Genomic DNA, 26,875 nt, shown 5'->3' on the forward strand with positions numbered 1-26,875 from the left:
GGGGAGCTTTTTTGTGTCCGAGATCGATGCGCAGCCTGCGTGTTCCACAGCGGCGCGGAAGCTCCTACACTGCCCGCTGCCTGTCGTCCGCCGGAGTCCTGCCTTGCGAATCGCCACCTGGAACGTCAACTCCGTCCGCCAGCGGCTAGGCCATCTGCTCGACTTCCTGAAAGAAGCCGAGCCCGACGCGCTCTGCCTGCAGGAGATCAAATGCGTCGATGCCGATTTTCCGCGCGCGGAGATAGAGGCAGCCGGCTGGCAGGTCGAGACCCATGGCCAGAAGACCTTCAACGGCGTCGCCATCCTGTCGCGCAGCAAACTGGAAGACGTTAGGCGCGGCCTGCCCGGCGACGAGACCGACGAGCAGGCGCGCTATCTCGAAGGTCTGCTTCCGCTGGGCTCAGGCGTGGTCCGGCTCGCTTCGATCTATCTGCCCAACGGCAATCCGCCCAACACCGAGAAATACCCCTACAAGCTCGGCTGGATGAAGCGCCTGACCGACCATACCCGCGACCTGCTGGCGCTGGAGGAGCCGCTGGTGCTGGCGGGCGACTACAACGTCATCCCAGAACCCCGCGACGCCCGCGAGCCCGCAGCCTGGGTCGGCGACGCGCTCTTTCTGCCCCCGACCCGCACGGCGTTTCGCGGCCTGATCAATCTCGGCCTGACCGAGGCGCTGCGGGCAACGACCGAGGCGCCGGGCCTCTACACCTTCTGGGACTATCAGGCCGGCGCCTGGCAGCGGAACAACGGCATCCGCATCGACCATCTCCTGCTCTCGCCGCAAGCGGCGGACAGGCTGGCAAACGTCTCGATCGTCAAGCACGTCCGCGGCTGGGAGAAGCCGTCGGACCATGTTCCCGTGATGGTGGAGTTGCGGGCGGCTTGACCACGCTCAATCCGCACTGCCGCGCTTCATCCCACCCTTGATGAAGACGCGAAACGGGGTCGTGCCGGTCGCGGCATTCTCCAGCGAGCGCCATTTGCCGTTGGTGCAGAGCACGCCGCCCTGCGCCTCGACCGCGTCGAACACGATGGCATTGCGATAGACCGTGCCGTTGGGCTCGATGGCGCGGAAATTCGTCGTGCATTTGCCGTCGGCGACCACGGGATCATAATCGTGGATCATGATCCCGCCGCCGCCCGTGCTCGGGAACGGGTCCTTCAGCGGCGCCCAGGCCTCGTAATTCTCCTGGGCCGCTGCAGTCAGCAGGCCCCATGAAAGCATCGCGGCAACGAGGCCGAGGGATGTCGTCTTGCGCATGGCGGCAGCTCCAATGGGTCTGGAGCCATTACGTCGGGCGCGGCGCGCCGGATGCAGCCGACCGTCAGCGCTGAGCCGCAGCCCGCCCCGCAAACTGCTGGCGCTCGACCAGCGCCATCGCGGCGTTGCGATCGCCGGCCGGGGCGGCTGCGAAGGCTGCCTCGTGGCGCTCGATGATCCAGGCGTCGCGCTGCGGGTCGGCGCCGTCGCGGGCGAGCGAGAGCCACATCAGGCCCATGACGGGAGAACGCGGCACGCCGTCACCGCCGCGCAGCAGCATGTCGCCGAAGACGGCGCGGGCAGGCGCATGGCCCTTTTCGGCCGCAAGCTTCATCCAGCGTGCCGCCTGGCGCTGATCGCGCGCCGTGCCCTGCCCGCTCATATAGAGCCGGCCGAGATTGTACTGCCCCTCCGGGTCGCCGAAATAGGAGGCGGCATAGTGGAACATGTCGAAGGCGCGGTCGGCATTGGCCTGCACATAGCTGCCCTTGATGCCGTCGGCGAAATAGCTGCCGAGCGCCACGAAGGCGCTGCCGACGAGGCGGCCGTCCGCCGTGCCGGGAATGGCGTCGGCATTCTCGTCCGCGATCTTGGAGAAATACTCGAAGGCCTTGAGATCGTTGAGCGGAACGCCCTCGCCTGCGGCATACATCCGGCCGAGCTTGAACTGCGCAGTCAGGTGTCCCTGCGACGCGGCATATTCGAGCGCGCGCACGGCGCCGGCCTGATCACCGGCGGTCGAATCACGCATCCAGGCCTTCAGCGCATCGCGCGCGCTGGTGAAGGGCGCCAGCGGCAGGGCGGTGTGAGCGGCTGGCGCGTTGGGCGCGGGCGCGATCACGCGTCCTCCCGGCACGGGCTGGAACGGGCCCTCGGGCTCGGGCAGGGCGATGCCGGGAATCGGACGCGGCGGGATCGGGCCGCGCGCACCATCCTGCGCCCAGGCGGCCTGTTGGCCGCCCAGGATCAGGAACAGAGCTGCGATGCTGGCGTCAGATATCCGCATAGCAATGGGTCTCGGCGGCCCCTCCGGGGTGGGTCACGGCCCCCCCTTTGGCGGAGCCGACCGTCTGCGCGTATTTCCACAAGGCGCCCGATGCGTAATCGGTCTTGCGGGGTGTCCAAGCCTGACGACGCGACTCAAGTTCGGCATCAGAAAGGCGGCAAGCGAGCTTTCCTGTGATCGCGTCGAGCTCGATGATGTCGCCGTCGCGGATCAGCGCGATCGGCCCGCCGACGGCTGCTTCCGGACCGACATGGCCGACGCAGAAACCCCGCGTCGCGCCCGAAAAACGGCCGTCAGTGATCAAAGCGACCTTGTCGCCCATGCCCTGGCCGTAGAGCGCGGCCGTGGTCGACAGCATTTCGCGCATCCCCGGACCGCCCTTGGGGCCCTCATAGCGAATCACGATCACGTCGCCGACTTGATACTCACGGTTGCTGACCGCCGCGAACGCGTCCTCCTCGCAATCGAAGCAGCGCGCCGGGCCGGCAAAGATCAGCTGCTCGGTGGTCATTCCGGCGATCTTCACGATTGCGCCCTCCGGCGCGAGATTGCCCTGCAGCCCGACGACGCCGCCATTGGGCGAGAGCGGCTTGTCGGCGGCGCGCACCACGTCTTGGCTGTCGTTCCACTTCACCGAAGCGAGATTCTCGGCGATCGTCCGGCCGGTCACGGTCATGCAGTCGCCATGCAGATAGCCATGGTCGAGCAGCGTTTTCATCAGCAGCGGGATGCCGCCGACCTCGAACATGTCCTTGGCGACGTATTTCCCGCCCGGCTTCAGATCGGCGATATAGGGTGTCTTCTTGAAGATCTCGGCGACGGCGAAGAGATCGAAATCGATACCGCATTCATGCGCGATCGCCGGCAGGTGCAGCGCGCCGTTGGTCGAACCGCCCGAGGCCGCGACCACGGTGGCCGCGTTCTCCAGCGCCTTCAGCGTGACGATGTCGCGCGGCCGGATGTTGCGGGCGATCAGCTCCATCACCATCTCGCCGGCCGTGTAGCAGAAGCTGTCGCGCATGTCGTAAGGCGCCGGCGCGCCGCAGGAATAGGGCAGCGCCAGCCCGATCGCCTCGGCGACCGTCGCCATCGTATTGGCGGTGAACTGCGCACCACACGACCCCGAGGATGGACAGGCCACCTCCTCCAGTTCCTTCAGATCCTCGTCCGACATCGCCCCGACCGAGTGCTTGCCGACCGCCTCGAACACGTCCTGCACGGTGACGGGGTTGCCCTTGAAATTGCCGGGCAGGATCGAGCCGCCATAGATGAAGATCGAGGGCACGTTGAGCCGCACCATCGCCATCATCATGCCAGGCAGCGACTTGTCGCAGCCGGCCAAGCCCACCAGCGCATCGTAGCAATGGCCGCGCATCGTCAGCTCGACCGAATCGGCGATGCATTCGCGCGAGGCGAGCGACGACTTCATGCCCTGATGACCCATGGCGATGCCATCGGTCACCGAGATCGTGCAAAATTCGCGCGGCGTGCCGTTGGCCGAGGCGACGCCCTTCTTGACCGCCTGGGCCTGTCGCATCAGCGCGATGTTGCAGGGCGCGGCCTCGTTCCAGCATGAGGCGACGCCGACGAAAGGTTGCGCGATCTGCCGGGCCGTCATGCCCATGGCGTAGTAATACGAGCGATGCGGCGCGCGCGCGGGGCCAACGCTCACATGCCGGCTGGGCAGTCTCGACTTGTCGAAAACGCGCGCATCCATTTTCTTTTTCCTCGTTCCACCCTGCGCGTTTCGCGCGTGGCAGATGTGCCACGCAGCCCGAACCGGGCGCAACGTCGTCGCGGCGGCGGCATGATGAAGGAAATCCTTCCCGCAGCCGCGCAATCCACTATTTAAATCGTCTATATCTCAGTGACTTATCGAACCTCTCTGCTGGGCGCGCTTTGTGGCGGGATCGCGGCAAATCGGGCGCCATCGGGCCGCCTGAACGCAATGCGCAGCGGTGTTGCGGCGAAGTCACAAATTGGCGAGGATAGGGAACAAAATGCGGGATGGCGTTTAGCGCGCATCCAACCGTCATTCCGGGCGCAGCGAAGCGGAGACCCGGAATCCATGCCGGAACTTTGCAGGATCAGCGTTCCGGCATGGCTTCCGGATCGGCACCGCTGACGCGGCTTGTCCGGAATGACGATGGGGTGGCTCTCAGAGCACCATCGGGAGCACAAAAAACCCGCCGACCACGACCACCACCAGCGCCAGCGCCGTCATCGGCAGGTGTTTCTCGATGAAGATGCGGATGTTGTCGCCGTAATAGCGCAGCGCCAGCGCGATCATCATGAAGAAGGTCACGCGCGACACCACCATGCCGATAGTGAACTGCCACAGGTCGAAATGCAGGAAGCCCGACATGATCGTGACGATCTTGAACGGGATCGGCGTCAGACCCTTGGTCACCAGCACCCAGAACCAGAAATCCTGGGAGGTGGTGATCAGTTGTGCCGCCTTCTCCTGCAGCCCGTAGATCCCGATCAGCCAGGAGCCGACGCTGTCATAGAGCAGCGCCCCGATCGCATAGCCGAGATAGCCGCCCATCACGGCGCCGAGCGAGCAGATCCCGGCATAGAACCAGGCGCGGTCGGGCCTGGCGATGCACATCGGCAGCAGCAGCGGGATCGGCGGCAGCGGGCTCACCGAACTTTCGACGAAGGTCAGGGCGAAAAGCAGCCAGGGAGCGCCGGGATGGGACGCGTAGGAGACCAACCAGTCATAGGCTCGCTTCAGCATGGCGTTGGAAGAACCGGTTCTTGAGGCATGAACGCGAAGGCGGCGGCCGGATGCATGGCGGACCTGCACCCGGCGCGCATCTAACCGCCTCCATCTCAGAATGCCAGAGATGTCTTGCGTCAAGGTCAATTTGAAGACGCGAGGGTGACCGGCCGGAGGCAACAGCCCCGGCCGGGCCAGCGGCGGAAGCTATTAGCCGCGCCCAACGAAGGGAGCGCTCGTCGCCATCACCGTGACGAATAGCACGTTCGCCTCGATCGGCAGGCTCGCCATGTGCAGCACGGTGGTGGCGACATGATCGACCTCCATCACCGCCTCGACCTTGATCGAGCCGTCGGCCTGCGGCACGCCGGTCGTCATCCTGCGGGCCATCTCGGTCAGCGCGTTGCCGATATCGACCTGCCCCACAGCGATGTCGTATTTCCGCCCGTCGAGTGAGGAGGTCTTGGTCAGGCCCGTGATGGCGTGCTTCGTCGCGGTATAGGCGATGGAATTGGGCCGCGGCGCATGGGCCGAGATCGAGCCGTTGTTGATGATCCGCCCACCGCGCGGCGACTGGTCCTTCATCATCCTGAAGGCGCCCTGCGTACACAGGAACGGCCCGGTCAGGTTGGTGTCGACGACCTTCTGCCAATCCTCCAGCGAGAGGTCTTCGAGGAGGATGCCGCCAGGCGCATTGACGCCGGCATTGTTGAACAGCACGTCGAGCCGCCCGAAAGCCTCCTTGGTCTTCGCAAACAGCGCATCGACCGAGGCCTTGTCCGTCACGTCGGTCGGCACCGCCAGCGCCTGCCCGGCCGGAGCGCCCGAGAGCGCGATGGTCTCCTCCAGCGCGTCCGCACGCCGCCCGGCGAGCACCGTGCGGTAGCCGTCCTTGAGGAAGGCCAGAGCCACCGAGCGCCCCACGCCCGATCCTGCGCCCGTGATGATGGCGACCTTGTTGTGCAAAGGCATGGCGTATCCTCGTCGTTTCTTGAGCTAAACCGTTTCAGATGGCGCCCGACCATAGCAGCGCGGCGGGCACGCGAAACCGGCTTTTTGGGTATGGGAGCCCATCAAGCCATCGAACAGTCTCGGCTGGTTCTCCATGCGGTCATGGCCGCCGGCGCATCACCGGATTTCGGCAAGCGGCTCCCCAGCAGCCAGGTCCGCCTCGCAGCGTAGCGCAGGCCTTAACCTGGCGCCGGCCGGCTTTGGCTGCCGATCGCGGCGCGCAGCAGGAGACAAAGCACGCCGGCATTGAGCAGATGCCAGGCCCAGTGCAGCCCGAACGGCAGTTGCGCGCACCAGCCGGCATCGAGCGAGCGCAGGGTCAGCGACACCGCAAACAGGACGCCGGCCAGCAGCAGGCCGGCCGAGCCGGTCTGTTCGGGGTGACCGGCGCGCAAGCCGAGACCCACGCCGAAAAGCCCGATTACGAAGGCGCCATAGCCGGCCGAGCCGCGCGCACCTTGCGGCAAGAGCGGTGCCAAGCCGACCTGGAGCGCCAGCGCGAAGCCGAGAAAGGCCAGGGTGCCGATCAGGCTTGCTGTCAGCGAGAGACGCAGCAGGCGCCGCAACGCCAGCCCGAAATAGCCGAAGGCGAAGAGCTGGATCGGGATCACGTCCGCAAGCAGGGTCGCCCGTCCCGGCATGGTGTGGAACAGGAAGGAGCCGATGCCGATACAAAAGACCAGCGCGATCAGCAGCGCGGCGGGCCAGTCGCGTCCACCCGCGCGGCGCCAGAGCAGCTGCGCCATCACGGCCGCGACGATGAAAGCGCCGTTGGTCAGCGCATTCAACGGCTCGGCCCAGAACAGCGTGCTGTCGCGCTCGCAATAGCCGAAAGGGGTCATGATGCGATCGAGACTATCGGCGCCGGATTACATCCGGAAGACACCGAACTTCGTTTCCGGCACGGGCGCGTTCAGGCAGGCGGAGAACGCCAGCGCCAGCACGCGCCGCGTCTCGCTCGGCAGGATGATGCCGTCGTCCCAGAGCCGCGCCGTGGCGTGGTAGGGAGAGCCCTCCTCCTCGTATTTCGAGCGGATCGGCGCCTTGAAGCTCTCCTCCTCCTCGGCAGACCAGCTCTTGCCCTCGGCCTCGATATTGTCGCGGCGCACGGTCGCCAGCACGCTCGCCGCCTGCTCGCCGCCCATCACCGAAATGCGGGAGTTCGGCCAGGTGAACAGGAAGCGTGGCGAATAGGCCCGGCCGCACATGCCGTAATTGCCCGCCCCGAACGAGCCGCCGACCAGCACGGTGATCTTCGGCACCCGAGCCGCGGCGACCGCCGTGACGAGCTTGGCCCCGTCCTTGGCGATGCCGCGCGTCTCGAAATCGCGGCCGACCATGAAGCCGGTGATGTTTTGCAGGAACAGCAGCGGAATCCGGCGCTGGCAGCACAATTCGATGAAATGGGCGCCCTTCAGCGCGCTCTCGGAGAACAGGATGCCGTTATTGGCGATGATGCCGACGGGCATGCCGTGGATGCGGGCAAAGCCGGTGATCAAAGTCGTGCCGTAGAGCTTCTTGAACTCGTCGAACTCGGAGCCGTCGACCAGCCGGGCGATGACCTCGCGGATATCGTATTGCTTCTTCAGGTCGGTCGGGACCACCGCTTCCAGCTCCTCGACCGGGTAGAGCGGCGGGGCGGTCTCGGCGATGTCGATGTCGGGCCGCTTGACGCTGTTGAGATTGGCGGCGATCCGGCGCGCGATCGCCAGCGCATGGGTGTCGTCGCCGGCATAGTGATCGGCGACGCCCGACAGCCTGGCATGGACGTCGGCGCCGCCGAGGTCTTCGGCCGTGACGACCTCGCCGGTCGCGGCCTTCACCAGAGGCGGGCCGCCGAGGAAGATCGTGCCCTGGTTCTTGACGATCACGGTCTCGTCGGACATCGCCGGGACATAGGCGCCGCCGGCCGTGCAGGAGCCCATCACCACGGCGATCTGCGGAATCCCCTCTGCCGAGAGGTTGGCCTGGTTGTAGAAGATCCGGCCGAAATGCTCGCGGTCGGGAAACACCTCGGTCTGGTGCGGCAGGTTGGCCCCACCCGAATCGACCAGATAGATGCAGGGCAGCCGGTTCTCGCGCGCGATCTCCTGCGCCCGCAGATGCTTCTTCACCGTCATTGGGTAATAGGTGCCGCCCTTGATCGTCGCATCGTTGCACACGATCATGCATTCGCGCCCGGCGACGCGGCCGATGCCGGCGATCATGCCGGCGCCGTGGATTTCCTTGTCGTACATCTCGAAGGCGGCCAGTGCCCCGATCTCCAGGAAAGCGGAGCCGGGATCAAGCAGCCGCAGCACGCGCTCGCGCGGCAGCAGCTTTCCCCGTGCCGTATGGCGCTCGCGCGATCTGGCGTTGCCGCCGAGCGCCACGGTGGCCCGGCGCTCCTGCAGTTCGGCGCGCAATGCCGTCCAGTTATCGGCATTGGCGCGCGTCTCGGCCGAATTCAGATCGACCTTGCTCTCGATGACCGGCACTGCGCGCTCCCTCGGCATTGGCTTGTTCTGGAGAGCCTTATGGACGCCTCCACCGGCCATGCCAACGGGCGCTCATGCCAACACGGTCGGCCCGAAGATGCGCTCGAACTCCCCGCGCAGAACGCCATCGACCTCCGGCATCGTCACCGGCAGCCCGAGATCGACCAGCGAGGTCACGCCCTGGTCGCTGACGCCGCAGGGCACGATCCCGTCGAAATGCTTAAGGTCCGGCTCGACATTGAGCGAGATGCCGTGGAACGAGACCCAGCGCCGCACGCGGATGCCGATTGCGGCGATCTTGTCCTCCGCCCCTGCCCGCTTCTCCGGCCGCCGCACCCAGACGCCGACGCGGTCCTCGCGCCTTTCGCCGCGCACGTTCATCGCGTCGAGCGCGCCGATCAGCCAGGCCTCCAGCGCCGCCACGAAGCGCCGCAGATCCGGGTCGCGGCGCTTCAGGTCGAGCATGACATAGGCCACGCGCTGTCCCGGCCCGTGATAGGTGTATTGCCCGCCCCGGCCGCTGGCATGCACCGGGAAGCGCTCCGGCGCGACCAAATCGGCCGCCTTAGCGGAGGTGCCGGCGGTGTAGAGCGGCGGGTGCTCGACCAGCCAGACCCGCTCGCGCGCCAGCCCGTCCGCGATCAGGGCAGCGCGTGCCTCCATCTCGGCCACGGCATCGTCGTAGGCCGTCAGCCCCGCGGCCACGACCCATTCGACAGGGTCGAAACCGGGCTGCGGCCCAAACGAAACCGAAAGCGCCTGGCGCGTCTTCACCTTGCCTTAACCCTGTTTGGTCATCGTCGCTTAACCGGAAGCGGCAAGCGCGCCTTGCGCCCGGCAAAGACCCGCGGGCAAGTGTGTCGGTCGCGTAGGTAATGGCTTGGAGGCAGGACGTGAAGGCCGATCTCGATCTCGTTCCTGTCGAGTTGACGGTGGTGCTGGGTTCGACCCGGATGCCGATCTACAAGCTTCTGCGCATGGGCCGCGGCGCGATCATCGAGCTCAACGCCAGCGAGACCGACGAAGTCGAGATTCTGGCCAACAACCACCCCTTCGCCAAGGGAAACGTCGTCGTCTCCGGCTCGCGGATATCCGTCGAGATCACCCAGATGCTCAAGCGCCCGACCGTCTACACCCTTCAGGAAGTGGCGCAAGCGGCCTGACCCGCTGTGGGCTGTCGCCGCATTCTTCGCGCAATGCCCTTGTGGGGGCGGATTCGATTTGCTAGACCCGCGCCGCTCCCGAGTTCGTCGCCATGCGCGGCGCGGCGGAGCCGCTGCGGTCATGGCGGAATTGGTAGACGCACTACCTTGAGGTGGTAGCGGGGAGACCCGTGGAGGTTCGAGTCCTCTTGACCGCACCAGATTAAGGCGCAAAGCCTCGACGAAACGGCGATCCGCGAGGGTCGCCGTTTCGCGTTGCGTTGCAGCGAAGCGGCTGACACAAGGGCTGCACACCCATTTCCCGAATCGTGGAGCCGGACCGATGTCGGACACCGAACACGCTCCCACTGAGACGCAGCCGCGCAAGATCCGTGACGAAGACGGCGCGATCGACCCCAATCTGGTCGAACAGGTCTCGCAGGCGCTGCTGCTCTCGGACCTCACGACGCTTCGCGGCGTCGTCGCCGACATGCACGAGGCCGATCTCGGCGCCTTGCTCGAAGCGCTCGATCCCGACGAACGCCCGCGCCTGATCTCGCTGCTCGGCGCCGATTTCGACTTCACCGCGCTGACCGAGGTCGACGACGCCGTCCGCGAGGAGATTCTCGAGGGACTCTCGGCGGAAACGGTGGCCGAGGGCGTGCGCGACCTCGATACCGACGACGCCGTCTACATCCTCGAGGACCTCGACGAGGCCGACAAGAAGGACGTGCTCGACCGGCTGACCCCGGCCGAGCGCATCGTCCTGCAGAAAGGCCTCGACTATCCCGAGGGCAGCGCCGGCCGGCGCATGCAGAGCGAGATCCTGGCGGTGCCGGCGTTCTGGACAGTCGGCCAGACGATCGACCATCTGCGCCAGACCGAGGATCTGCCCGAGCGCTTCTTCGAGATCATGGTCGCCGATCCCTCGCATCATTTCATCGGCTCGGTGCCGCTCGACCGTCTTTTGCGTACTAGGCGCCCGGTCGCGATCTCGGAGCTCGTCGAAGAGGACAACCGCGCCGTCGCCGCCACGGCCGACATCGAGGACGTGGCGCGCATGTTCCAGCGCTACAACCTGATCGCCGCCCCGGTGATCGACGATGCCGGCCGGCTCGTCGGCGTCCTGACCATCGACGACATCGTCGATGTGATCGAGGCTGCCGCCGACGACGACGTCAAGCAGCTCGGTGGCGTCGACGCCGACGAGGAGCTTTCCGATTCGGTGCCTCGAATTGCCAAGAGTCGCTTCCGCTGGCTCTTCATCAACCTCGTCACCGCCTTTCTCGCAGCCTCCGTGATGAGCCTGTTCGAGGCGCAGCTCTCGCAGCTCGTCGCGCTGGCGATCCTGGCGCCGATCGTGGCGAGCCAGGGTGGCAATGCCGCGACGCAGACCATGACGGTGGCGGTGCGCGCGCTCGCCACACAGGAACTCGGCTCCTGGAACATCAGGCGCTTCTTCACCCGCGAACTGATCGTCGCCTTGATCAACGGCCTGGCCTTCGCGCTGATCACCGGCGCGGTCGCCTCGCTCTGGTTCGGCAATCAGGGCCTAGGCCTCGTCATCGGCGTCGCCATGGTGATCAATCTTGTCGCCGGCGCGCTTGCCGGCGTCGCGATTCCGTTCGTGCTCGACCGCTGCAACATCGACCCGGCGGTCTCGTCGGGTACCTTCGTGACCACCGTCACCGATGTCGTCGGATTCTTCGCCTTCCTGGGCACGGCGACCGCGCTGTTGGACCTGCATTGAGGCGAAGGCCCGCGGTTGCGTAAACCGGTCGTCAAGCTTTCTCCTCAATGTTGAGCGAGATGACCTCCCATCGCATGATCCATCGCATCACAGCCATGTCGTTCGCCGTCGCCGCTTTCGCGGTCCTTGGTGGCTGCGTCGCGCTGGAGGGCAACTACCCGCTCAAAGGCGACAATCGCCCCCATCCCGGCGTGGCTGCCGCACACCGCTACCCCGTGCACGGCATCGATATTTCGCGCTGGCAGGGCGAGATCGACTGGACGGCGGTCAAGGGCGCCGGCACCCGCTTCGTCTACATGAAATCAACCGAGGGCGGCGACCATATCGACCCGGCCTTCCTGCGCAACTGGGAGAACGCGCGGCGCGCCGGCGTCCCGCGTGGCGCCTACCATTTCGTCTACTGGTGCAGGCCGGCCCATGAGCAGGCGGTCTGGTTCCGCCAGCACATCCCCAACGACCCCGACGCCCTGCCGCCGGTGCTCGACGTCGAATGGAACGGCCATTCCAAGACCTGCCCCGGCAAGATCGACCGCTCGCTCGCGCTGGAGAAGATCCAGCTCATGCTGACCGAGCTCGAACAGCTCACCGGCAAGAAGCCGGTCATCTACACCGACATCACCTTCCACAAGGACGTGCTGGAAGGCCAGTTCAACGACTATCCCTACTGGATCCGCTCGACGGCGGCCTTGCCCGAAACCCGCTACGAAAACCGCCCCTGGGCCTTCTGGCAGTTCACCACGACGGGCCGGATCCCCGGCATCAAGGGCGATGTCGACCGAAACGCCTTTTTCGGCAGCGACGACCAGTTCGTCGGCTGGCTCAACGGCGAATACGATATCGGCACGCGACGCTGGGACAAGCGCCGGCAGCCTTCGCCTCAACCGCCAGCCGAGCGCCAGCAGCCGCCGCTGGTGGCGACGATCCCGGGCGCGGCCCCGCCGGTCTCGGCAGCGTTCAAGCTCGGCGAAGCCGGAGCGGAGCTTCAGGAATAGCCGACCTCGGTGGCTGGCTCGATGAATTCGACCATTTAGTGCCTTCCCATATCGTTTCACGCCAAGGGACCGTCATTCCGGACAAGCGGCGCAGCCGCGCCGATCCGGAATCCATGCCGGAACGCTGCTCTTGAGCGGATCAGGCATAGATTCCGGGTCTCCGCTTCGCTGCGCCCGGAATGACGACCTCTGGACGACAAACAGGAGCCGTTGAAACCACTCAGCTCATTTCGGGCCAGGCTCTGAGGCCGCCCCGGCGACGGACAGCCGGTCGACCAGACCCGGCAGCTCCGACCACGCATCCAGCCGCTCCCGCGCGCCCAGCGCCATCAGGCTCGCGACCGGCTGAAACCCCCATGACACCGCGATGGGAGTGACACCAGCCGCCAGCGCCATCTCGATGTCGAACGAGCTGTCCCCGACCATCGCGCTGCGCTCCGCGCTGGCGTTTGTCTCGGCCATCGCCCGCAGGATCATGCCGGGATGCGGCTTGGAGGGCGCGTCGTCGGCAGTCTGGATCGTCGAAAACAGCCCGTCCCAGCCATGGCGCTCGATGATATAGTCCGCGCCGCGTCGCGACTTGCCGGTCGCGATGCCGAGCTTCAGTCCCGGCCGGGCAGCGAGCGCCACCAGCATCTCGGCCGCGCCGGGATATAACGGCTCGTCCAGCGACGGGTCGGTCTCGGCGCGCAAGCGCATCGCGCCGAACACCTCTCGATAGGTCTCGGTCAGCCGCTCATCGGGCTTGTCCAGCCCGGCGAGCCGCGCAAGCGCGATGTCGAGCGTCAGCCCGACGATCCCGAGCCCCGCCTCGCGGCCGGGATGCACGAGCCCGCATTGCGCAAAGGTCTCGAACTGCGCGCCGAGAATGATCGCCTCGGAATCGATCAGGGTGCCGTCGAGGTCGAAGATGATCAGGTCCATGCGGGGCGTTTAGCGCGGATCGCGGCAGTGGGCCACCGCGCCGCGCTCATGGGCGATGACCGTCAGGATCGGCCTTCGCGGGCGCAGCCATCCACAGCCTGCCGCAGCAAGGCGCCGTCCAGCCCCTTCTCGCGCGCCTCCTTGCGGCATTCGGCCCGCTGCGCGAGGTCTGGCCGCTTGGCGTTGAAGCAAGCGACCAGCGCCGCCGTTCGGGCCGAGCCCGTCAGATTGCGGCCGTCCACGTCCTCCTTGCAGGCGGCACGCGCGGTCGTCGCCGTCGGCTTGCCGTCACGCGTCAGCCCGTCCCTCGCGTAAAGCTGCACGCCGGGGAACTTGGACTGGATGCAGTCGCGCATGGCCGGACGCAGATCGTCGCCCGACAGAGCGACATTGTCGGCGAGGCATTCCTGGCGTGCCTTGGCGCGAGCCGCGCGCGGAACAGGCTCGTCGGGCGTGGCGGCTGTCGTAACGGATGCTTGTGAGGCCGGTGTCTGCGCACTTGCAGGCGCGCCGAGACAGGCGAAGGAGGACAGGCCGACAAGGAGAACGGCGAAACGCATCATCGGAACACCTGCGTGAGAGTGATGGGAACAAAATTAGAACATAGTTCGATTTGTTCCGCAACTGTTCTCTTTACGCATCGTCAGCCAAATCCCGGGTGTGCTCACGAGCCGTCGAACTCGTCTCGCGGTTGCGACGACCAACCATCCGACAAAAGCATCGTCATTCCGGACAAGCCGCGAAGAGGCGCCGATCCGGAATCCATCACAAGGCGCCGTCGGTCTTCGACGATGGATTCCGGGTCTCCGCTTCGCTGCGCCCGGAATGACGGCGCATGGGGAGCTTCAGGCGGCTCCGGTCAAAAGCTACTCGTCGGGCGCGTCTACGATCGGGTCGTAATGCGCGTCCTCGAAGCCGAGCAGGTTCCAGGATTGGCGCATATGCGGCGGCAGCGGCGCGCTGACGTCGATCGTGCCCTTGCCGCGCGGATGCGGCAGCACGATGCGGCGCGCCAGCAGGTGCAGCTTGTTCTGGATGCCGCCGGGCAGCTCCCAGTTCTTGATGTTGAAGTATTTCGGATCGCCGACGATCGGATGGCCGATATGGGCGGCGTGCGCGCGCAGTTGGTGCGTGCGGCCCGTTACCGGCTTCAGCGACAGCCAGGCAAGTTTCTGCGCCGCCGTCTCGACCACGGCATAATAGGTCACGGCGTGCATGGCGCCGTCGTCGCCATGCTTGGCCACGGCCATGCGCTGGTCGCCGTCATAAGCCTCCTCGCGGGCGAGATAGGTCGAGATCCGGCCCTGCCGGACGCGCGGCACGCCGGCCACCAGCGCCCAGTAGACCTTGCGTGCCGAACGCGAGCGGAACGTCTTTGCCAAAGTCGCGGCGGCAAAGCGCGATTTCGCGATGACGAGGCAACCGGCCGTGTCCTTGTCCAGACGGTGGACGAGGCGCGGCTTCTGTCCGCTCTTGTCGATCAGGACATCGAGCATCTGATCGACATGGCGCGTCGTGCCCGAGCCGCCCTGCACGGCCAGGCCGGCCGGCTTGTTCAGCACGATGACGTCGTCATCCTCGTAGAGCGTGATCGAGCGCAGGAATTCCGCCGTGTCGTCATCGGCCTTGAGCGAGCGCGGACGCTGCTCCTGCGGGTCGAGCCGCAGCGGCGGAATCCGCACCGTCTGGCCCTCTTCGAGCCGGTCCTTGCTGTCGGCCCGCTTGCCGTTGACGCGCAGCTCGCCCTTGCGGACGATGCGCTGGATGTGGCCGAAGGAAAGTTGCGGAAAACGCGTTTCGAGAAAGCGGTCGATCCGCATCTCGTTCTCGTCGGGCGTCACCACGAGCTGCTGCACGCCGGTCGCCAACACCTGCGCCGTCTCGGCCTTGATCTCGGCGCGGGTCGGAACAGGAGCGACCGCCGCCGGCTTCCGCGCGGCAGGCTGGCGTGGGCCCGCCGGCCGGGGCGCGGGATGATGCGGCGCCGGGTTGCGGGTCGGCTCAGTGCGCACGACCTCGTCCTCGGCGGCAGCGCGCGGCCTGGCCGGCGCGCGCGAAGGATGGCGCGCATCACGGCTCGGCCGCTTGCCCTTGGGCGCGCCCGAGGCCGGCGGCCGGCCGCCGCGATTGGCGCCGCCGCCCCGCGTCTTGCCGGGCTTCATGGCAGGCTCCGCATCAGCGACAACCCGCCAGCGAGCGCAGCGAGCGAAACCACGACCGAGCCCGCGACATAGATCGCGGCAAGCGACACGTCGCCCCGCTCCCAGAGCGTCATCGCGTCGAGCGAAAAGGCCGAGAAGGTGGTGAAGCCGCCGAGGATTCCGGTGGTCAGAAACAGCCGCAGGTCCTGCGGCCAGCTATCGCCCGCCTTGAAGGCGAACCAGCCGGCGACGAGACCCATCAACCCTGAGCCGATGATGTTGATCGCCAGCGTGCCCATGGGAAAGCCGGAGCCGAACCATTTGGGCGAGACGAGATTGACGCCGTGCCGCAGCACGCCGCCGATGCCGGCGCCGAGAAAGACGAGAAGCGTGGAGATCATGGGAAGGGGATAGCGGGCGGGGGCGTGGCGCACAAACGAAATCGGGGCGATTCTTCCTTCTCCCCTCGGGGGAGAAGGTGGCAGCGCGAAGCGCTGACGGATGAGGGCAGTGCCGGCGCACAAGTAAGCATGTCGAATCAGGGCTATCCTTCCCTCATCCGACCCGGCTGCGCCGGGCCACCTTCTCCCCCGAGGGGAGAAGGGAAAGGCCTACTCCCCCCGCTCCTCCCGCAGCTTCGCCCAATACTCCAGCCGCTTCCTGATCTCGCGCTCGAAGCCGCGCTCCGGCGGGTCGTAGAACACCTGCCGGCCGAGCGCGTCGGGCCAGTAGTTCTGCCCCGAGAACGCGTCGGGTGCGTCGTGGTCATAGGCATAGGCGGCGCCGTAGCCCTCATCCTTCATCAGCTTCGTCGGAGCGTTGAGGATCGTCTTGGGCGGCATCAGCGAGCCGCCCTGCTTGGCGGCACGAACCGCGTTCTTGTAGGCAAGGTAGGCGGCGTTCGATTTCGGCGCGGTCGCGAGATAGATCACCGTATTGGCGAGCGCGAGTTCTCCCTCCGGCGAACCCAGCTGCTCATAGGTCTGCGCCGCTGCGCGCGCATGCACCAGCGCCTGCGGATCGGCCAGCCCGATATCCTCGATCGCCATCCGCACCAGCCGCCGCGCCAGAAAGCGCGGATCCTCGCCGGCATCGAGCATCCGGGCGAAATAATAGAGCGCCGCATCGGGGTCGGAGCCGCGGATCGTCTTGTGCAGGGCGGAAATGAGATTGTAGTGGCCGTCCTGCGCCTTGTCGTAGATCGGGGCTCGGCGCTGGATCACCTCGGCCAGGCCCGCCTCGTCGAAGATCTCGTCGGGCTTGGCGGCGCGCCACAACTCCTCGGCCAGCGTCAGCACGGCGCGCCCGTCGCCATCGGCGAAGCGCGCCAGCGCCAGCCGCGCCTCTGGCGTCACCGGCAATTGCCGGTTCTCCAGCAGCTCGGCGCGGCCGAGCAGGAACAGCAGCGAGCCTTCGTCCAGCGCCTTGAAGGTCAAGACGCGCGCCCGCGACAACAGCGCTGCGTTCAGCGCGAAGGACGGGTTCTCGGTCGTGGCGCCGACCAGCGTGATCGTGCCGTCCTCCATCACCGGCAGGAAGGCGTCGAGCTGCGCCCGGTTGAAACGGTGGATCTCGTCGACGAACAGCAAGGTGCCCTTGCCGCCGAGCCTGTGGCCCCGCGCCTGCTCGAAGACCTTCTTGAGATCGGCGATGCCCGAGAAGATCGCAGAAATCTGCTCGAAGCCGAGATCAACCTGCCCCGCCAGCAGCCGCGCCACGGTCGTCTTGCCTGTGCCGGGCGGCCCCCAGAAGATCAGGCTGCCGATCGAGCCCGAATGGACGAGCCGCGTCAGCGCTCCGTCAGGCCCGGTCAGGTGCTCCTGCCCCGAGACCTCCGCCAGCGTCGTCGGACGCAGGCGGTCGGCAAGCGGCCGCGGGCCGGACTTGTCGAGCCCGGAGGCTGAAAAGAGGTCGCTCATGACGATCCTTCTGTCATTCCGGGGCGGGCCAAAGGCCCGAACCCGGAACCCACGAGCGGGCGACACCGGGACAACGCCGGCCGACAACTCGCACCCGGTCGTGGGTTCCGGGTTCTTCGCTGCGCGAAGCCCCGGAATGACAACGCGTGTTCGCTCACCCCGGAAAGACCGAGGTGATGGTCTGGCCGCCGCGCGAGATCGTCACCTCCCAGGCGCGCCTGCGTTCCTTCACGGCGGTCTCGACCTCCCGCGAATTCGCCAGCCGCTCGCCGTTCAGCGCCTGCAGAATGTCGCCCTTCTTGAAGCCGACGCGGGCGGCAGGGCTGCCTTCCTCGATCTCGCTGACGACGACGCCCTCGGTTCCGGCGTCGATGGCGAGTTCCTCGGCCACGGCCGGCGACAGGTTCACCACCGTCAGCCCCGTCAGCGGCATGCGGCCTGTCAGCGTCACCGGCTCGCGCGGCCGCAGCTCCGGTGCGGGAACCAGCTTGACCGGCACGACCAGCCTGCGCCCGCCGCGCAGGACGCTGAGCGAGGCGACGCCGCCGAGCGGGCGCGTCGCGAAGCGGTAGCCGAAGCCTTCGGGATCATCGACCGCAAACCCGTCCACCGCCGTGATCACGTCCGAGCGCTGCAGGCCGCCCTCGGCCGCAGGGCCCTTCTCGACCAGGCTGGCGACGACCGAGCCCGCCGGCCGGTCGAGCCCCAGCCCGTCGGCGACATCGGCCGTCAGCGCCTGAAGGCGGGCGCCGAACCACGGCCGGCGCACGGTCGTCGCGCCCGCCTTGGCGCTCTCGAGCACGACCCGCACCATCGCCGAGGGAATCGCGAAGCCGATGCCGACGCTGCCGCCCGAGCGCGAGAAGATCGCGGTGTTGATGCCGACGACGCGGCCTTGCATGTCCACCAGCGCACCGCCCGAATTGCCCGGGTTGATCGACGCGTCGGTCTGGATGAAGGACTGCGCATCGCCGACGCCGACCTGCGTGCGCGCCAGTGCCGAGACGATGCCCTGGGTGACGGTCTGGCCGACGCCGAAGGGGTTGCCGATCGCCAGCACGATGTCGCCGATCTCGACCTTGTCGGAATCGGCCAGCTCGATCACCGCCAGATCCTTGACGCCCTTGAGCTTCAGGACGGCCAGGTCGGTGCGCGGATCGCGGAGCAGGATCGTCGCCTCGACCTCGCGCTTGTCGGCGAAGGCGACCTTGACCTCGCTCATGCCCTCGATGACGTGGTTGTTGGTGACGACGAGGCCATTGGCATCGACCACCACGCCCGAGCCGAGCGAGCGCTGAACCCGGTCCTGCGGTACGCCGAAGCCGCCATCCCCGAAGAAGCGCCGGAAGAACGGATCGTCCATGAAGGGGTTGCGAGGAGCCTTTTCGACCCGCGCGCCATAAACGTTGACGACGGCGCCCGCGCTCTGGCGCACCACCGGCGCAAACGAGAGCGACATCTGCTGGCGCGTCTCCGGAACCTGTCGCGCCTGGCTCCAGGCGGGCGCCGTCGAGAGCGCCGACAGAAGGAGAGCACAACCGGCAATCGCAGTCGTTCTGGCGTGGTTCGCCGGGGAACTCATGGTCATCATCATTCTTGTCCTGAAACAAAGCCGAACTTTCGGCGTTTGACTCCACAACGCGAGGAAGAGCGCCAAAATTACGGCGATCTCCCCTTCATCATGATGCATCCCCCGGCGACTTTGCGATTTTTGCCGAACCGCACTGAGAAGGAGCGGCCCGATGAGCCTTATCCGCCTTGTTTATGTCAGCGAAAGCCGCCTCGTCGAGGCTAATCGCAGTGAGGAAGTCGGCCGGATCATTGCAAGCGCGCAGCGCAAGAACCTAGCAAACGGCGTAACAGGCTTCCTGATGGTCACACCTGGCGCCTTTGCACAGGTGATCGAGGGCGAGCCCCATCAAGTGGCCGAAACCTATGGCCGCATCGTGGCCGACAAGCGCCACATGAATCTGCATTTGCTCGACGAGAAATCTGTGCCGTCACGCGACTTTCCAGGTTGGTCGATGGGGCTCGCCGAGCGCGACGAAACGACGGCCTTCATCTTCGGCCTCTATGGCGTCACGCCCGACGCCGATCTACCGACGCAGCCCGTCGATGCTCTGCTCGACCTCGCCGGCGAATTGTCACGCCGGCAGGTCTGATCGTATCCCTTACTTATCCTGCAGTAGAAGCCTGTAGCGTTCGATTTCGCCGGGAACGAGGTTCGCAACAAAAGCCGGCGTCAGCTCCTGCTCGGTCGGCGTCACCGAAGACAGCTCCTTGAATCGATTTTTCAGATTTTGGCTGGAAAGCGCTGTCCGCAAAGCCTGATTCAGTTTGGCGATGATCGGCTGCGGGGTATTTTTGGGAGCGAAAAGCGCGTTCCAGCCCTGCGCCTCGAAAGCCGGCAAGCCAGCCTCCTTGGAGGTCGGCACATCGGGCAGGCTCTCCAGCCGGTTGGGCGTCGCGACAACCAGCGCCTTGACCTTCTTGCCCTCGACCGCACCCGACAGCGACGTCGCCGCATCGCAGACGCCGTCGATCTGCCCGCCCATCGCGTCGTTCAGCGCCGGCCCCGCCCCGCGATAGCTCACGAGCGCCACGTCGACACCGGCCGCCTTCACGAAATTGCGGCAGATCAGGTAGTTCGACGATCCGACGCCGGCATGGCCGAGACTGACCTTGCCCGGATTCTTCTTCGCGTAATCGACGAACTCCATCAGGGTGTTCGCCGGGAAATCGAGCTTGAGCGCGATCATCGGAGACGTCTTGGCCACGAGCCCGATCGGCGCGAAATCGGCATTGGTGTATTTCAGGTCGGGATAGATCGTGTAGGACGCGGCATTGGTGCCGCTGTTGCCGATCACGACCGTATAGCCGTCGGGATCGGCCCGGGAGGCGCGCGTCAGCGCGGTCGCTCCCCCTGCCCCGCCCATGTTCTCCATGACGATGCGCTGCCCGAGAACCCGGCCCATCTCGTCGCCGACCAGCCGCGCGATCACGTCCGACGACCCGCCCGCCGCGAAAGGCACGATCATGGTGATAGGTTTGGACGGGTAGTTGTCCTGGGCCGAGGCTGTCGTGCCAGGCGCGATGACGAATGCCGCGGCCGCAAAGAATCCGATCCCGACTGCCAACTTGCTCATGATATCCTCCCACTCGCGATCTGGTGCCGCGATGATGTCGATGCAGCGAAGCTAACCGTCCGAAGGGCAGCCGCCAAGCGCCTCCTATTTGACACGCGCGGGATTGCCGAACGCTGTCGCCCCGTCGGGAACGTCACGCGTCACCACGCTGCCCGCGCCGATAATCGCATCATCGCCGATCGTGACGCCCGGCAGGATGATGGCACCGCCGCCGATCCAGACGTTCCGGCCGATCCGAACCGGACGACCGAACTCCAGGCCGGCTTCGCGCTGCGCGGCATCGCGAGGATGGTCCGCGGTCAGGATCTGCACGCCGGGGCCGATCTGCGTCCGCTCGCCGATTGTCACGGCGACGACATCGAGGATCAGGCAGTTGAAGTTCAGGAAGACGCCCTTGCCCAGGCTGATGTTGAAGCCGTAATCGCAATGGAAAGGCGGCCGGATGGTGCAGCCATGGCCGACCGCCCCAAGGCGCTCGGTCAGCAGCGCGCGCCGCTCATTGCTCGGCATGGCCAGTGCTGCGTTGTAGCGGACGAGCCAATCGCGCGTTCGGGCAAGATCGGCCTGAAGTTCCGGATCGCCAGCGTCGTAGAGTTCGCCGGCCAGCATCTTGTCTTTTTCGCTGCGCGCCATCTGCACCCGTCCCGCCAGCCATGGTTCGCTCATGGCCACGAAAAAGGGCGACCCGAGGGCCGCCCTTTGAAATCTTGCTATCCGAGGAAGCTCAAGCCGCCTCGTCTTCCGCCACGAACTGAACCGGGCCGGAATCCTTGCCCTTGGCGTCGACGTCGCGATCGACGAACTCGATCACGGCCAGCGGGGCATTGTCGCCGAAGCGGAAGCCCGCCTTCATGATGCGCAGATAGCCGCCATTGCGCTCCTTGTAACGCGGTCCGAGGACCGCAAAGAGCTTGGCCACCAGGACGACGTCCTTGATCTGCGCGATCGCCTGGCGGCGGGCGTGCAGGTCGCCGCGCTTGGCGAGCGTGATCAGCTTCTCGACGACGGGACGCAGATCCTTGGCCTTGGGCAGCGTGGTGGTGATCTGCTCGTGCTTGATCAGGGCCTGGGACATGTTGGCGAACATCGCCTTGCGATGCTCGACCGAGCGGTTGAAACGACGACCGCGGAAACCGTGACGCATTTGGCTCTCCTGTGATTTACGGCCGCCGTGCCACGGTACGGCCGTCCTTTATGCTCCGGCACTTATGCACCGGGCGGGAAAACGGCACGGGTCGAACCCCCGCCGGTGATCTCAGTAATGCTCTTCGAAGCGCTTCGCGAGCTCTTCGATGTTCTCCGGCGGCCAGCCGGTGACGTCCATGCCGAGATGGAGGCCCATAGTGGCGAGCACTTCCTTGATCTCGTTCAGCGACTTGCGGCCGAAGTTCGGGGTGCGCAGCATCTCGCCCTCCGACTTCTGGATCAGGTCGCCGATATAGACGATGTTGTCGTTCTTCAGGCAGTTCGCCGAACGCACCGAAAGCTCGAGCTCGTCGACCTTCTTGAGCAGCGCCGGGTTGAAGGGCAGCTGCGGCGCAGTCGAGACGGCCTCTTCCTTGCGCGGCTCCTCGAAGGTGATGAAGACGGCGAGCTGATCCTGCAGGATGCGGGCGGCGAGCGCCAGCGCGTCCTCAGGCGTCACCGAGCCGTTTGTCTCGATCTGCATGGTCAGCATGTCGCGGTCGAGATTCTGGCCCTCGCGGGTATTCTCGACGCGATAGGACACCTTCTTGACCGGCGAATACAGGCTATCGACCGGGATCAGGCCGATCGGCGCATCTTCCGGGCGGTTTTGCTCGGAGGGGATGTAGCCCTTGCCGGTGTTGACGGTGAACTCCATGCGGATCTCGGAGCCCTCGTCCAGCGTGCAGAGCACGAGGTCGGGGTTCAGGATCGAGACGTCGCCGATGGTGTTGATGTCGCCGGCGGTGACGGTGCCGGGGCCGGTCTTGCGCAGGGTCATGCGCTTGGGGCCCTCGCCCTGCATCTTGACCGCGATGGCCTTGATGTTGAGGACGATGTCGGTGACGTCCTCGCGGACGCCGGGGATCGACGAGAATTCATGCAGCACGCCGTCGATCTGGACGGCGGTGACGGCCGCGCCCTGGAGCGAGGACAGCAGCACGCGGCGCAGCGCGTTGCCGAGCGTCATGCCGAAGCCGCGCTCGAGCGGACGCGCGATGACGGTGGCCTGACGCTTCGGGTCGTCGCCGACCTTGATTTCGAGCTTGTTGGGCTTTGACAGATCCTGCCAGTTCTTGCTGATCACGACCGCACTCCTGGTGCTTCAATGCAATGGCGGCGGCGGGCCGCCCCGGACAGGTTCCCGCCGGTGCGGGAACCTCGAATATCAGGTGTCAGACGCGCCGACGCTTGCGCGGGCGGCAGCCATTATGCGGGATCGGCGTCACGTCGCGGATCGAGGTCACGGTGAAGCCCGCGGCCTGCAGGGCGCGCAGAGCCGATTCACGTCCCGAACCCGGGCCGGTGACCTCGACTTCGAGCGTGCGCATGCCGTGTTCGGCAGCCTTGCGTGCGGCGTCTTCGGCGGCGACCTGGGCGGCATAGGGGGTCGACTTGCGCGAGCCCTTGAAGCCCATCGTGCCGGCAGACGACCACGAGATCGTGTTGCCCTGCGCGTCGGTGATGGTGATCATGGTGTTGTTGAACGAGGCGTTCACATGGGCGACGCCGGAGACGATGTTCTTGCGTTCGCGGCGCTTCACGCGCTGTGCTTCTTTGGCCATAGGTCTTTCATCCTTCGAGCGCGCCCGTCATTCCAGGCGCTGGGGAGATGGTCCCCGCCGTCATTCTCGGCCTTGAGCCGAGCATCTCAGGCAGGAGAAGGCGCACGAAACGCGCCTTCGTCACTAGATCCTCGGGTCAAGCCCGAGGATGACGATTGCCTCAGGCAATCGTCACTTCTTCTTGCCGGCGATCGCCTTCGGCTTGCCCTTCCGGGTGCGCGCATTGGTATGCGTGCGCTGGCCGCGAACCGGCAGGCCACGGCGATGGCGCAGGCCGCGATAGCAGCCGAGATCCATCAGGCGCTTGATGTTCATCGAGACTTCGCGGCGCAAATCGCCCTCGACGAGATAATCGCGATCGATCGCTTCGCGGATCTGGAGCACTTCAGCGTCGGTCAGCTGGTTGACCCGGCGCTCGGCGGCGATGCCGACCTTGGTGCAGATTTCCTGGGCCTTGGACGCGCCGATGCCGTGGATGTACTGCAGGCCGATGACGACGCGCTTGCCGGTGGGAATATTGACGCCTGCGATGCGGGCCATAGTCTCTTCTCCATGTCGGCCGAGGCGCCCGATGGCCGCCCGGCGGTGAAAATGACCCCGCGCCGGTGGAGGCCGGCCCTTGCGGAGCGTTGAGCAGGCTCCACGCGAGAATACGACGCCAACCCTTCTTTCGAAGGCGTCGGCATCGCTCACATGAAACCGGATGGGCAGGCGTTAATCGTTTGGCGACAACGAGTCAACCCGCAACGATCAAGAAACGTGCCATGGCTGAGATGCTCGCATCCTATATGGCTGATCCTGACAATGCCAGTTCGGCAGGCACCTTGAACAGGCCGATCGGCTGGCCTATGCTCGGGCCTATGCCGAGGACACGATGAACCCTGCCAGACACGTCAAATTATTCCGGAACGGCCGAAACCAGGCTGTTCGCATTCCCGTCGAATTCGAGCTTCCTGGTCAGGATGCATGGATGCATCGCGACGGCAACCGGCTCATCATCGAGCCCATGCCGAAAAGAGGCCTCTCCGCGCTTCTCGAATCCATGACGCCTCACGACGAAGAGTTTCCAGATATCGCCGACCCTGCTCCGGCTCCGGCGTCCGTCTTTTGAAGCGCTATCTTCTCGACACCAACATCATCTCGGACCTTATCAGGAACCCGCAGGGCAAAGCCGCGCGCCGGATTGCGGACATCGGCGATCGGGCCGTCTTCACGAGCATCATCGTGGCGGCTGAACTGCGTTATGGAGTCGAGAAGAAGGGTTCGGTCCGGTTGCGTGACGCAGTCGAAGCCATCCTTGGCGAAATCGAAGCTGCCCCCTTCGATGAGCCAGCGTCGATTGCTTACGGCGCCCTGCGCGCGTCACTGGAGGTAGGAGGGCAACCAATCGGCGGCAACGACATGCTGATCGCCGCCCAAGCCCTCGCACTTCAAGCGACACTGGTCACCGCCAACACGAGCGAGTTCGCCCGTGTCGACGACCTTAAGCTGGAAAACTGGCTGGCCTGAAATACGACGTGCGAGTTGCGATGCTCACGCTCCCGCCAGCGCCTTCTCGATCGCCGCCGTCACCGCATCGATCGGCTGCATGCCGTCGATGTCGATGACCTTGCCGCGCTTGGCGTAGTAGGGCGCCACGACTGCCGTATCACGGTTATAGGCTTCGAGCCGGGTCTTGAACACCTCCGGATCATCGTCGCGCCGCACCGGTTGCCCCGCAGCCTTGGCCTCGGCCGCGCGCTTGACGATGCGCTCGACCAGCTTGCTCTGGTCGACCTTGAGCTCCAGCACACGGTCGAGCTTCAGCCCCTTGGAAGCTAGCATCGCGTCGAGCGCCTCGGCCTGCGCCAGCGTGCGCGGAAAGCCGTCGAGGATGAAGCCTTTCTTCGCGTCGGGCTCCTCGATCCGGTCGGCGACGATGCCGATGACGATGTCGTCGGAGACGAGATCGCCCGCATCCATGACCGCCTTCGCCTTCACGCCGATCGGGGTGCCGGCCGCGACTGCGGCACGCAGCATGTCGCCCGTGGACAGTTGCGGAATGCCGTGCTTCGCGACGATGCGCGCCGCCTGAGTGCCTTTGCCCGCCCCCGGCGGCCCCAGAAAGATCAATCGCATCAGCGCTTCGAACCCCGCAGCTTCGCCTTCTTCACCAACCCCTCATACTGATGGGCCAGCAGATGTCCATGGACTTGCGCCACGGTATCCATCGTCGTCGTCACCACGATCAGCAGCGACGTTCCGCCCAGAAGGATGATCGGTATCTGGGCATAGGTGATCATGAACTCGGGGATAAGGCAGACGATAGTCAAATAGCCGGCTCCGAGCACCGTGATGCGCGTCAGCACCCGGTCGATATGCTCGGCGGTGCGCTCGCCGGGACGGATACCCGGCATGAACCCGCCATGCTTCTTGAGGTTGTCGGCCGTCTCGACCGGATTGAACACGATCGCGGTGTAGAAGAAGCAGAAGAAGATGATCAGCGCCGCATAGAGGATCATGAACAGCGGCCGGCCATGCGCCAGATAGGTCGCCACGGTCGAGAGAAAGCCCGTGCCGCCAGAAGCCTGCGAGAAGCTCGCGATCGTCGTCGGCAGCAGCAGCAGCGAGGAGGCGAAGATCGGCGGGATGACGCCGGCCGTGTTGAGCTTCAGGGGCAAAAACGAGGTCTGGCCCTCATACATCCGGTTGCCGACCTGGCGCTTGGGATAGTTGATCAACAGCCGGCGCTGGGCGCGCTCCATGAACACGCAGAACGCGATCACGCAGATCGCCATCACCAAGATCAAAAGCAGCAGCCCGGTCGAGATCGCGCCCTGACGGCCGAGTTCGAGCGTCTGGGCCAGCTGCGACGGAAATTCCGCGATGATGCCTGCGAAGATGATCATCGAGGTGCCGTTGCCGATGCCGCGGCTGGTGATCTGCTCGCCGAGCCAGAGCAGGAACATCGTGCCGCCGACGAGCGTGATCGTGGTCGAGAGCAGGAAGAACGGTCCCGGCTCCAGCACGAGATTGCCGGACCCCTGCAGGCCGACCGCGATGCCATAGGCCTGGAACACGGCCAGCACGAGCGTCAGGTAGCGGGTGTACTGGTTCAGGATCTTGCGGCCCTGCTCGCCTTCCTTCTTCAGCGCCTCGAAGGTCGGGATCACGCTGGAGAGCAGCTGGACGATGATCGAGGCCGAGATGTAGGGCATGATCGCGAGCGCGAAGATCGCAAGCCGGCCGACCGCGCCGCCCGAGAACATGTTGAACAGCCCGAGCACGCCCGACTGCGACTGCTTGAACAGATCGGCGACGGCATCGGGGTTCATGCCCGGCAGCGGGATATAGGTGCCGAGCCGATAGATGATCAGCGCGCCCAGCGTGAACCAGATGCGCTTCTTCAGCTCGTCCGCCTTGGCGAACGCACCGAAGTTCAGGTTTGAAGCAAGCTGTTCAGCCGCCGATGCCATGCGTCCGGTCCTTGGGTGTTGTCGATTCGGTCGTCAGACAGTCGAACGGCGGCCAGGGCTTCTGGCCCGGCCGCCGTTCGCTGAGTCGTCATGTAAGCGCGACAGCCGGATGGTTCCAGATAAAAACGCAGGGCGATTTTATCTGGAAGCTGAATCCGTCTCTCAACGAAGATTGA

General features: G+C 65.8%; 29 protein-coding genes and 1 tRNA gene. 8 read left to right on the forward strand and 22 right to left on the reverse strand.

Features of this window, described 5'->3' with window-relative positions; translation table 11 throughout:
• Window positions 1-103 precede the first annotated feature (103 nt).
• Window positions 104-889, forward strand: coding sequence for an exodeoxyribonuclease III (gene xth / locus AXW83_RS08370; RefSeq protein ID WP_066612258.1), 786 nt, complete (start codon window positions 104-106; stop codon window positions 887-889).
• Window positions 890-895: 6 nt separating this feature from the next.
• Here xth and AXW83_RS08375 read toward each other — a convergent pair whose 3' ends face one another.
• The 8 genes from AXW83_RS08375 to lipB form a co-directional block, all read right to left on the reverse strand.
• Window positions 896-1,264: a hypothetical protein gene (locus tag AXW83_RS08375; protein WP_066612263.1), complete on the reverse strand. Its 369-nt coding sequence runs from the start codon at window positions 1,262-1,264 to the stop codon at window positions 896-898.
• 64 nt (window positions 1,265-1,328) lie between these two features.
• On the reverse strand, window positions 1,329-2,270 hold the full coding sequence (locus AXW83_RS08380) for a tetratricopeptide repeat protein (protein ID WP_082767021.1): 942 nt from the start codon (window positions 2,268-2,270) through the stop codon (window positions 1,329-1,331).
• A complete protein-coding gene (gene ilvD / locus AXW83_RS08385; RefSeq protein ID WP_066612265.1) occupies window positions 2,257-3,987 on the reverse strand; it encodes a dihydroxy-acid dehydratase in 1,731 nt (576 codons plus the stop codon). Before ilvD ends, AXW83_RS08380 begins: the two co-directional genes overlap by 14 nt.
• Before the next feature lie 441 nt (window positions 3,988-4,428).
• Window positions 4,429-5,010 (reverse strand): YqaA family protein, encoded by a 582-nt coding sequence (locus AXW83_RS08390; protein ID WP_066612266.1) that lies wholly within the window; start codon window positions 5,008-5,010, stop codon window positions 4,429-4,431.
• A gap of 192 nt (window positions 5,011-5,202) precedes the next feature.
• Window positions 5,203-5,964, reverse strand: a complete 762-nt coding sequence (locus tag AXW83_RS08395) for an SDR family oxidoreductase (RefSeq protein ID WP_066612267.1) — start codon at window positions 5,962-5,964, stop codon at window positions 5,203-5,205.
• Between the two features lie 218 nt (window positions 5,965-6,182).
• Window positions 6,183-6,845: a hypothetical protein gene (locus tag AXW83_RS08400; protein ID WP_066612268.1), complete on the reverse strand. Its 663-nt coding sequence runs from the start codon at window positions 6,843-6,845 to the stop codon at window positions 6,183-6,185.
• A gap of 27 nt (window positions 6,846-6,872) precedes the next feature.
• The gene (locus tag AXW83_RS08405) at window positions 6,873-8,498 is read right to left on the reverse strand and encodes a carboxyl transferase domain-containing protein (protein WP_442855229.1); all 1,626 of its coding nucleotides are present in this window, start codon (window positions 8,496-8,498) and stop codon (window positions 6,873-6,875) included.
• A 54-nt stretch (window positions 8,499-8,552) separates the two neighbouring features.
• The gene (gene lipB, locus AXW83_RS08410) at window positions 8,553-9,254 is read right to left on the reverse strand and encodes a lipoyl(octanoyl) transferase LipB (RefSeq protein ID WP_066612269.1); all 702 of its coding nucleotides are present in this window, start codon (window positions 9,252-9,254) and stop codon (window positions 8,553-8,555) included.
• 119 nt (window positions 9,255-9,373) lie between these two features.
• On the opposite strand from lipB, the gene AXW83_RS08415 reads away from it, so the two are divergent.
• From AXW83_RS08415 to AXW83_RS08430, 4 genes are all read left to right on the forward strand, one after another.
• Window positions 9,374-9,643 carry a FliM/FliN family flagellar motor switch protein gene (locus tag AXW83_RS08415; RefSeq protein ID WP_066612271.1) on the forward strand — a complete coding sequence of 90 codons (270 nt, stop codon included), beginning with the start codon at window positions 9,374-9,376 and terminating at the stop codon, window positions 9,641-9,643.
• 115 nt (window positions 9,644-9,758) lie between these two features.
• A tRNA-Leu gene (locus tag AXW83_RS08420) sits at window positions 9,759-9,843 on the forward strand.
• A gap of 122 nt (window positions 9,844-9,965) precedes the next feature.
• Window positions 9,966-11,372: a magnesium transporter gene (mgtE, locus tag AXW83_RS08425; RefSeq protein WP_066612273.1), complete on the forward strand. Its 1,407-nt coding sequence runs from the start codon at window positions 9,966-9,968 to the stop codon at window positions 11,370-11,372.
• Window positions 11,373-11,467: 95 nt separating this feature from the next.
• Window positions 11,468-12,364: a glycoside hydrolase family 25 protein gene (locus tag AXW83_RS08430; RefSeq protein ID WP_236841865.1), complete on the forward strand. Its 897-nt coding sequence runs from the start codon at window positions 11,468-11,470 to the stop codon at window positions 12,362-12,364.
• Window positions 12,365-12,589: 225 nt separating this feature from the next.
• Here AXW83_RS08430 and AXW83_RS08435 read toward each other — a convergent pair whose 3' ends face one another.
• From AXW83_RS08435 to AXW83_RS08460, 6 genes are all read right to left on the reverse strand, one after another.
• Window positions 12,590-13,288 carry an HAD-IA family hydrolase gene (locus AXW83_RS08435; RefSeq protein WP_066612275.1) on the reverse strand — a complete coding sequence of 233 codons (699 nt, stop codon included), beginning with the start codon at window positions 13,286-13,288 and terminating at the stop codon, window positions 12,590-12,592.
• A gap of 62 nt (window positions 13,289-13,350) precedes the next feature.
• Window positions 13,351-13,851: a hypothetical protein gene (locus AXW83_RS08440; RefSeq protein ID WP_066612277.1), complete on the reverse strand. Its 501-nt coding sequence runs from the start codon at window positions 13,849-13,851 to the stop codon at window positions 13,351-13,353.
• A gap of 303 nt (window positions 13,852-14,154) precedes the next feature.
• Entirely contained in the window at window positions 14,155-15,450 is a 1,296-nt protein-coding gene (locus AXW83_RS08445; RefSeq protein WP_066612279.1) for an RluA family pseudouridine synthase, read from the reverse strand.
• Window positions 15,447-15,830: a fluoride efflux transporter CrcB gene (gene crcB / locus AXW83_RS08450; protein ID WP_066612282.1), complete on the reverse strand. Its 384-nt coding sequence runs from the start codon at window positions 15,828-15,830 to the stop codon at window positions 15,447-15,449. The genes AXW83_RS08445 and crcB overlap by 4 nt, the downstream gene beginning before the upstream one ends.
• Window positions 15,831-16,040: 210 nt before the next feature.
• The gene (locus AXW83_RS08455; protein ID WP_066612285.1) at window positions 16,041-17,348 is read right to left on the reverse strand and encodes a replication-associated recombination protein A; all 1,308 of its coding nucleotides are present in this window, start codon (window positions 17,346-17,348) and stop codon (window positions 16,041-16,043) included.
• 154 nt (window positions 17,349-17,502) lie between these two features.
• Window positions 17,503-18,930 carry a Do family serine endopeptidase gene (locus AXW83_RS08460; protein WP_156639877.1) on the reverse strand — a complete coding sequence of 476 codons (1,428 nt, stop codon included), beginning with the start codon at window positions 18,928-18,930 and terminating at the stop codon, window positions 17,503-17,505.
• A 160-nt stretch (window positions 18,931-19,090) separates the two neighbouring features.
• Here AXW83_RS08460 and AXW83_RS08465 point away from each other — a divergent pair, with 160 nt between their 5' ends.
• Entirely contained in the window at window positions 19,091-19,510 is a 420-nt protein-coding gene (locus tag AXW83_RS08465) for a BLUF domain-containing protein (RefSeq protein ID WP_066612286.1), read from the forward strand.
• 9 nt (window positions 19,511-19,519) lie between these two features.
• Here AXW83_RS08465 and AXW83_RS08470 read toward each other — a convergent pair whose 3' ends face one another.
• The 6 genes from AXW83_RS08470 to rpsM form a co-directional block, all read right to left on the reverse strand.
• On the reverse strand, window positions 19,520-20,494 hold the full coding sequence (locus AXW83_RS08470; RefSeq protein ID WP_066612291.1) for a tripartite tricarboxylate transporter substrate-binding protein: 975 nt from the start codon (window positions 20,492-20,494) through the stop codon (window positions 19,520-19,522).
• Window positions 20,495-20,578: 84 nt separating this feature from the next.
• On the reverse strand, window positions 20,579-21,127 hold the full coding sequence (locus AXW83_RS08475) for a sugar O-acetyltransferase (RefSeq protein WP_066612295.1): 549 nt from the start codon (window positions 21,125-21,127) through the stop codon (window positions 20,579-20,581).
• A gap of 91 nt (window positions 21,128-21,218) precedes the next feature.
• Window positions 21,219-21,638 carry a 50S ribosomal protein L17 gene (rplQ, locus tag AXW83_RS08480; RefSeq protein ID WP_066612297.1) on the reverse strand — a complete coding sequence of 140 codons (420 nt, stop codon included), beginning with the start codon at window positions 21,636-21,638 and terminating at the stop codon, window positions 21,219-21,221.
• A gap of 111 nt (window positions 21,639-21,749) precedes the next feature.
• Window positions 21,750-22,766: a DNA-directed RNA polymerase subunit alpha gene (locus AXW83_RS08485; protein ID WP_066612299.1), complete on the reverse strand. Its 1,017-nt coding sequence runs from the start codon at window positions 22,764-22,766 to the stop codon at window positions 21,750-21,752.
• An 88-nt stretch (window positions 22,767-22,854) separates the two neighbouring features.
• On the reverse strand, window positions 22,855-23,244 hold the full coding sequence (gene rpsK, locus AXW83_RS08490) for a 30S ribosomal protein S11 (RefSeq protein WP_054144247.1): 390 nt from the start codon (window positions 23,242-23,244) through the stop codon (window positions 22,855-22,857).
• A 171-nt stretch (window positions 23,245-23,415) separates the two neighbouring features.
• Entirely contained in the window at window positions 23,416-23,784 is a 369-nt protein-coding gene (rpsM, locus tag AXW83_RS08495) for a 30S ribosomal protein S13 (protein WP_066612301.1), read from the reverse strand.
• Between the two features lie 334 nt (window positions 23,785-24,118).
• On the opposite strand from rpsM, the gene AXW83_RS27770 reads away from it, so the two are divergent.
• Window positions 24,119-24,355, forward strand: a complete 237-nt coding sequence (locus tag AXW83_RS27770; RefSeq protein WP_156639880.1) for an antitoxin — start codon at window positions 24,119-24,121, stop codon at window positions 24,353-24,355.
• A complete protein-coding gene (locus AXW83_RS08500; RefSeq protein ID WP_066612303.1) occupies window positions 24,352-24,753 on the forward strand; it encodes a type II toxin-antitoxin system VapC family toxin in 402 nt (133 codons plus the stop codon). The genes AXW83_RS27770 and AXW83_RS08500 overlap by 4 nt, the downstream gene beginning before the upstream one ends.
• A 24-nt stretch (window positions 24,754-24,777) precedes the next feature.
• On the opposite strand, the gene AXW83_RS08505 is transcribed toward AXW83_RS08500, so the two are convergent.
• Entirely contained in the window at window positions 24,778-25,362 is a 585-nt protein-coding gene (locus AXW83_RS08505; protein ID WP_066612304.1) for an adenylate kinase, read from the reverse strand.
• Window positions 25,362-26,699, reverse strand: a complete 1,338-nt coding sequence (gene secY / locus AXW83_RS08510; RefSeq protein ID WP_066612305.1) for a preprotein translocase subunit SecY — start codon at window positions 26,697-26,699, stop codon at window positions 25,362-25,364. Before secY ends, AXW83_RS08505 begins: the two co-directional genes overlap by 1 nt.
• Window positions 26,700-26,875: the final 176 nt, after the last annotated feature.

Origin of the sequence: Bosea sp. PAMC 26642 (genome assembly GCF_001562255.1) — a bacterium.
Lineage (GTDB): Bacteria > Pseudomonadota > Alphaproteobacteria > Rhizobiales > Beijerinckiaceae > Allobosea.

What these genes read in the sequence shown, in the direction of transcription:
- AXW83_RS08375 (WP_066612263.1), bottom strand. Translation starts at nt 1,264, where the DNA reads ATGCGCAAGACGACATCCCTCGGCCTCGTTGCCGCGATGCTTTCATGG.
- AXW83_RS08380 (WP_082767021.1), bottom strand. Translation starts at nt 2,270, where the DNA reads ATGCGGATATCTGACGCCAGCATCGCAGCTCTGTTCCTGATCCTGGGC.
- ilvD (WP_066612265.1), bottom strand. Translation starts at nt 3,987, where the DNA reads ATGGATGCGCGCGTTTTCGACAAGTCGAGACTGCCCAGCCGGCATGTG.
- AXW83_RS08390 (WP_066612266.1), bottom strand. Translation starts at nt 5,010, where the DNA reads ATGCTGAAGCGAGCCTATGACTGGTTGGTCTCCTACGCGTCCCATCCC.
- AXW83_RS08395 (WP_066612267.1), bottom strand. Translation starts at nt 5,964, where the DNA reads ATGCCTTTGCACAACAAGGTCGCCATCATCACGGGCGCAGGATCGGGC.
- AXW83_RS08400 (WP_066612268.1), bottom strand. Translation starts at nt 6,845, where the DNA reads ATGACCCCTTTCGGCTATTGCGAGCGCGACAGCACGCTGTTCTGGGCC.
- AXW83_RS08405 (WP_442855229.1), bottom strand. Translation starts at nt 8,498, where the DNA reads ATGCCGAGGGAGCGCGCAGTGCCGGTCATCGAGAGCAAGGTCGATCTG.
- mgtE (WP_066612273.1), top strand. Translation starts at nt 9,966, where the DNA reads ATGTCGGACACCGAACACGCTCCCACTGAGACGCAGCCGCGCAAGATC.
- AXW83_RS08430 (WP_236841865.1), top strand. Translation starts at nt 11,468, where the DNA reads ATGTCGTTCGCCGTCGCCGCTTTCGCGGTCCTTGGTGGCTGCGTCGCG.
- AXW83_RS08435 (WP_066612275.1), bottom strand. Translation starts at nt 13,288, where the DNA reads ATGGACCTGATCATCTTCGACCTCGACGGCACCCTGATCGATTCCGAG.
- AXW83_RS08440 (WP_066612277.1), bottom strand. Translation starts at nt 13,851, where the DNA reads ATGATGCGTTTCGCCGTTCTCCTTGTCGGCCTGTCCTCCTTCGCCTGT.
- AXW83_RS08445 (WP_066612279.1), bottom strand. Translation starts at nt 15,450, where the DNA reads ATGAAGCCCGGCAAGACGCGGGGCGGCGGCGCCAATCGCGGCGGCCGG.
- crcB (WP_066612282.1), bottom strand. Translation starts at nt 15,830, where the DNA reads ATGATCTCCACGCTTCTCGTCTTTCTCGGCGCCGGCATCGGCGGCGTG.
- AXW83_RS08455 (WP_066612285.1), bottom strand. Translation starts at nt 17,348, where the DNA reads ATGAGCGACCTCTTTTCAGCCTCCGGGCTCGACAAGTCCGGCCCGCGG.
- AXW83_RS08460 (WP_156639877.1), bottom strand. Translation starts at nt 18,930, where the DNA reads ATGAGTTCCCCGGCGAACCACGCCAGAACGACTGCGATTGCCGGTTGT.
- AXW83_RS08465 (WP_066612286.1), top strand. Translation starts at nt 19,091, where the DNA reads ATGAGCCTTATCCGCCTTGTTTATGTCAGCGAAAGCCGCCTCGTCGAG.
- AXW83_RS08470 (WP_066612291.1), bottom strand. Translation starts at nt 20,494, where the DNA reads ATGAGCAAGTTGGCAGTCGGGATCGGATTCTTTGCGGCCGCGGCATTC.
- AXW83_RS08475 (WP_066612295.1), bottom strand. Translation starts at nt 21,127, where the DNA reads ATGGCGCGCAGCGAAAAAGACAAGATGCTGGCCGGCGAACTCTACGAC.
- rplQ (WP_066612297.1), bottom strand. Translation starts at nt 21,638, where the DNA reads ATGCGTCACGGTTTCCGCGGTCGTCGTTTCAACCGCTCGGTCGAGCAT.
- rpsK (WP_054144247.1), bottom strand. Translation starts at nt 23,244, where the DNA reads ATGGCCAAAGAAGCACAGCGCGTGAAGCGCCGCGAACGCAAGAACATC.
- rpsM (WP_066612301.1), bottom strand. Translation starts at nt 23,784, where the DNA reads ATGGCCCGCATCGCAGGCGTCAATATTCCCACCGGCAAGCGCGTCGTC.
- AXW83_RS27770 (WP_156639880.1), top strand. Translation starts at nt 24,119, where the DNA reads ATGAACCCTGCCAGACACGTCAAATTATTCCGGAACGGCCGAAACCAG.
- AXW83_RS08505 (WP_066612304.1), bottom strand. Translation starts at nt 25,362, where the DNA reads ATGCGATTGATCTTTCTGGGGCCGCCGGGGGCGGGCAAAGGCACTCAG.
- secY (WP_066612305.1), bottom strand. Translation starts at nt 26,699, where the DNA reads ATGGCATCGGCGGCTGAACAGCTTGCTTCAAACCTGAACTTCGGTGCG.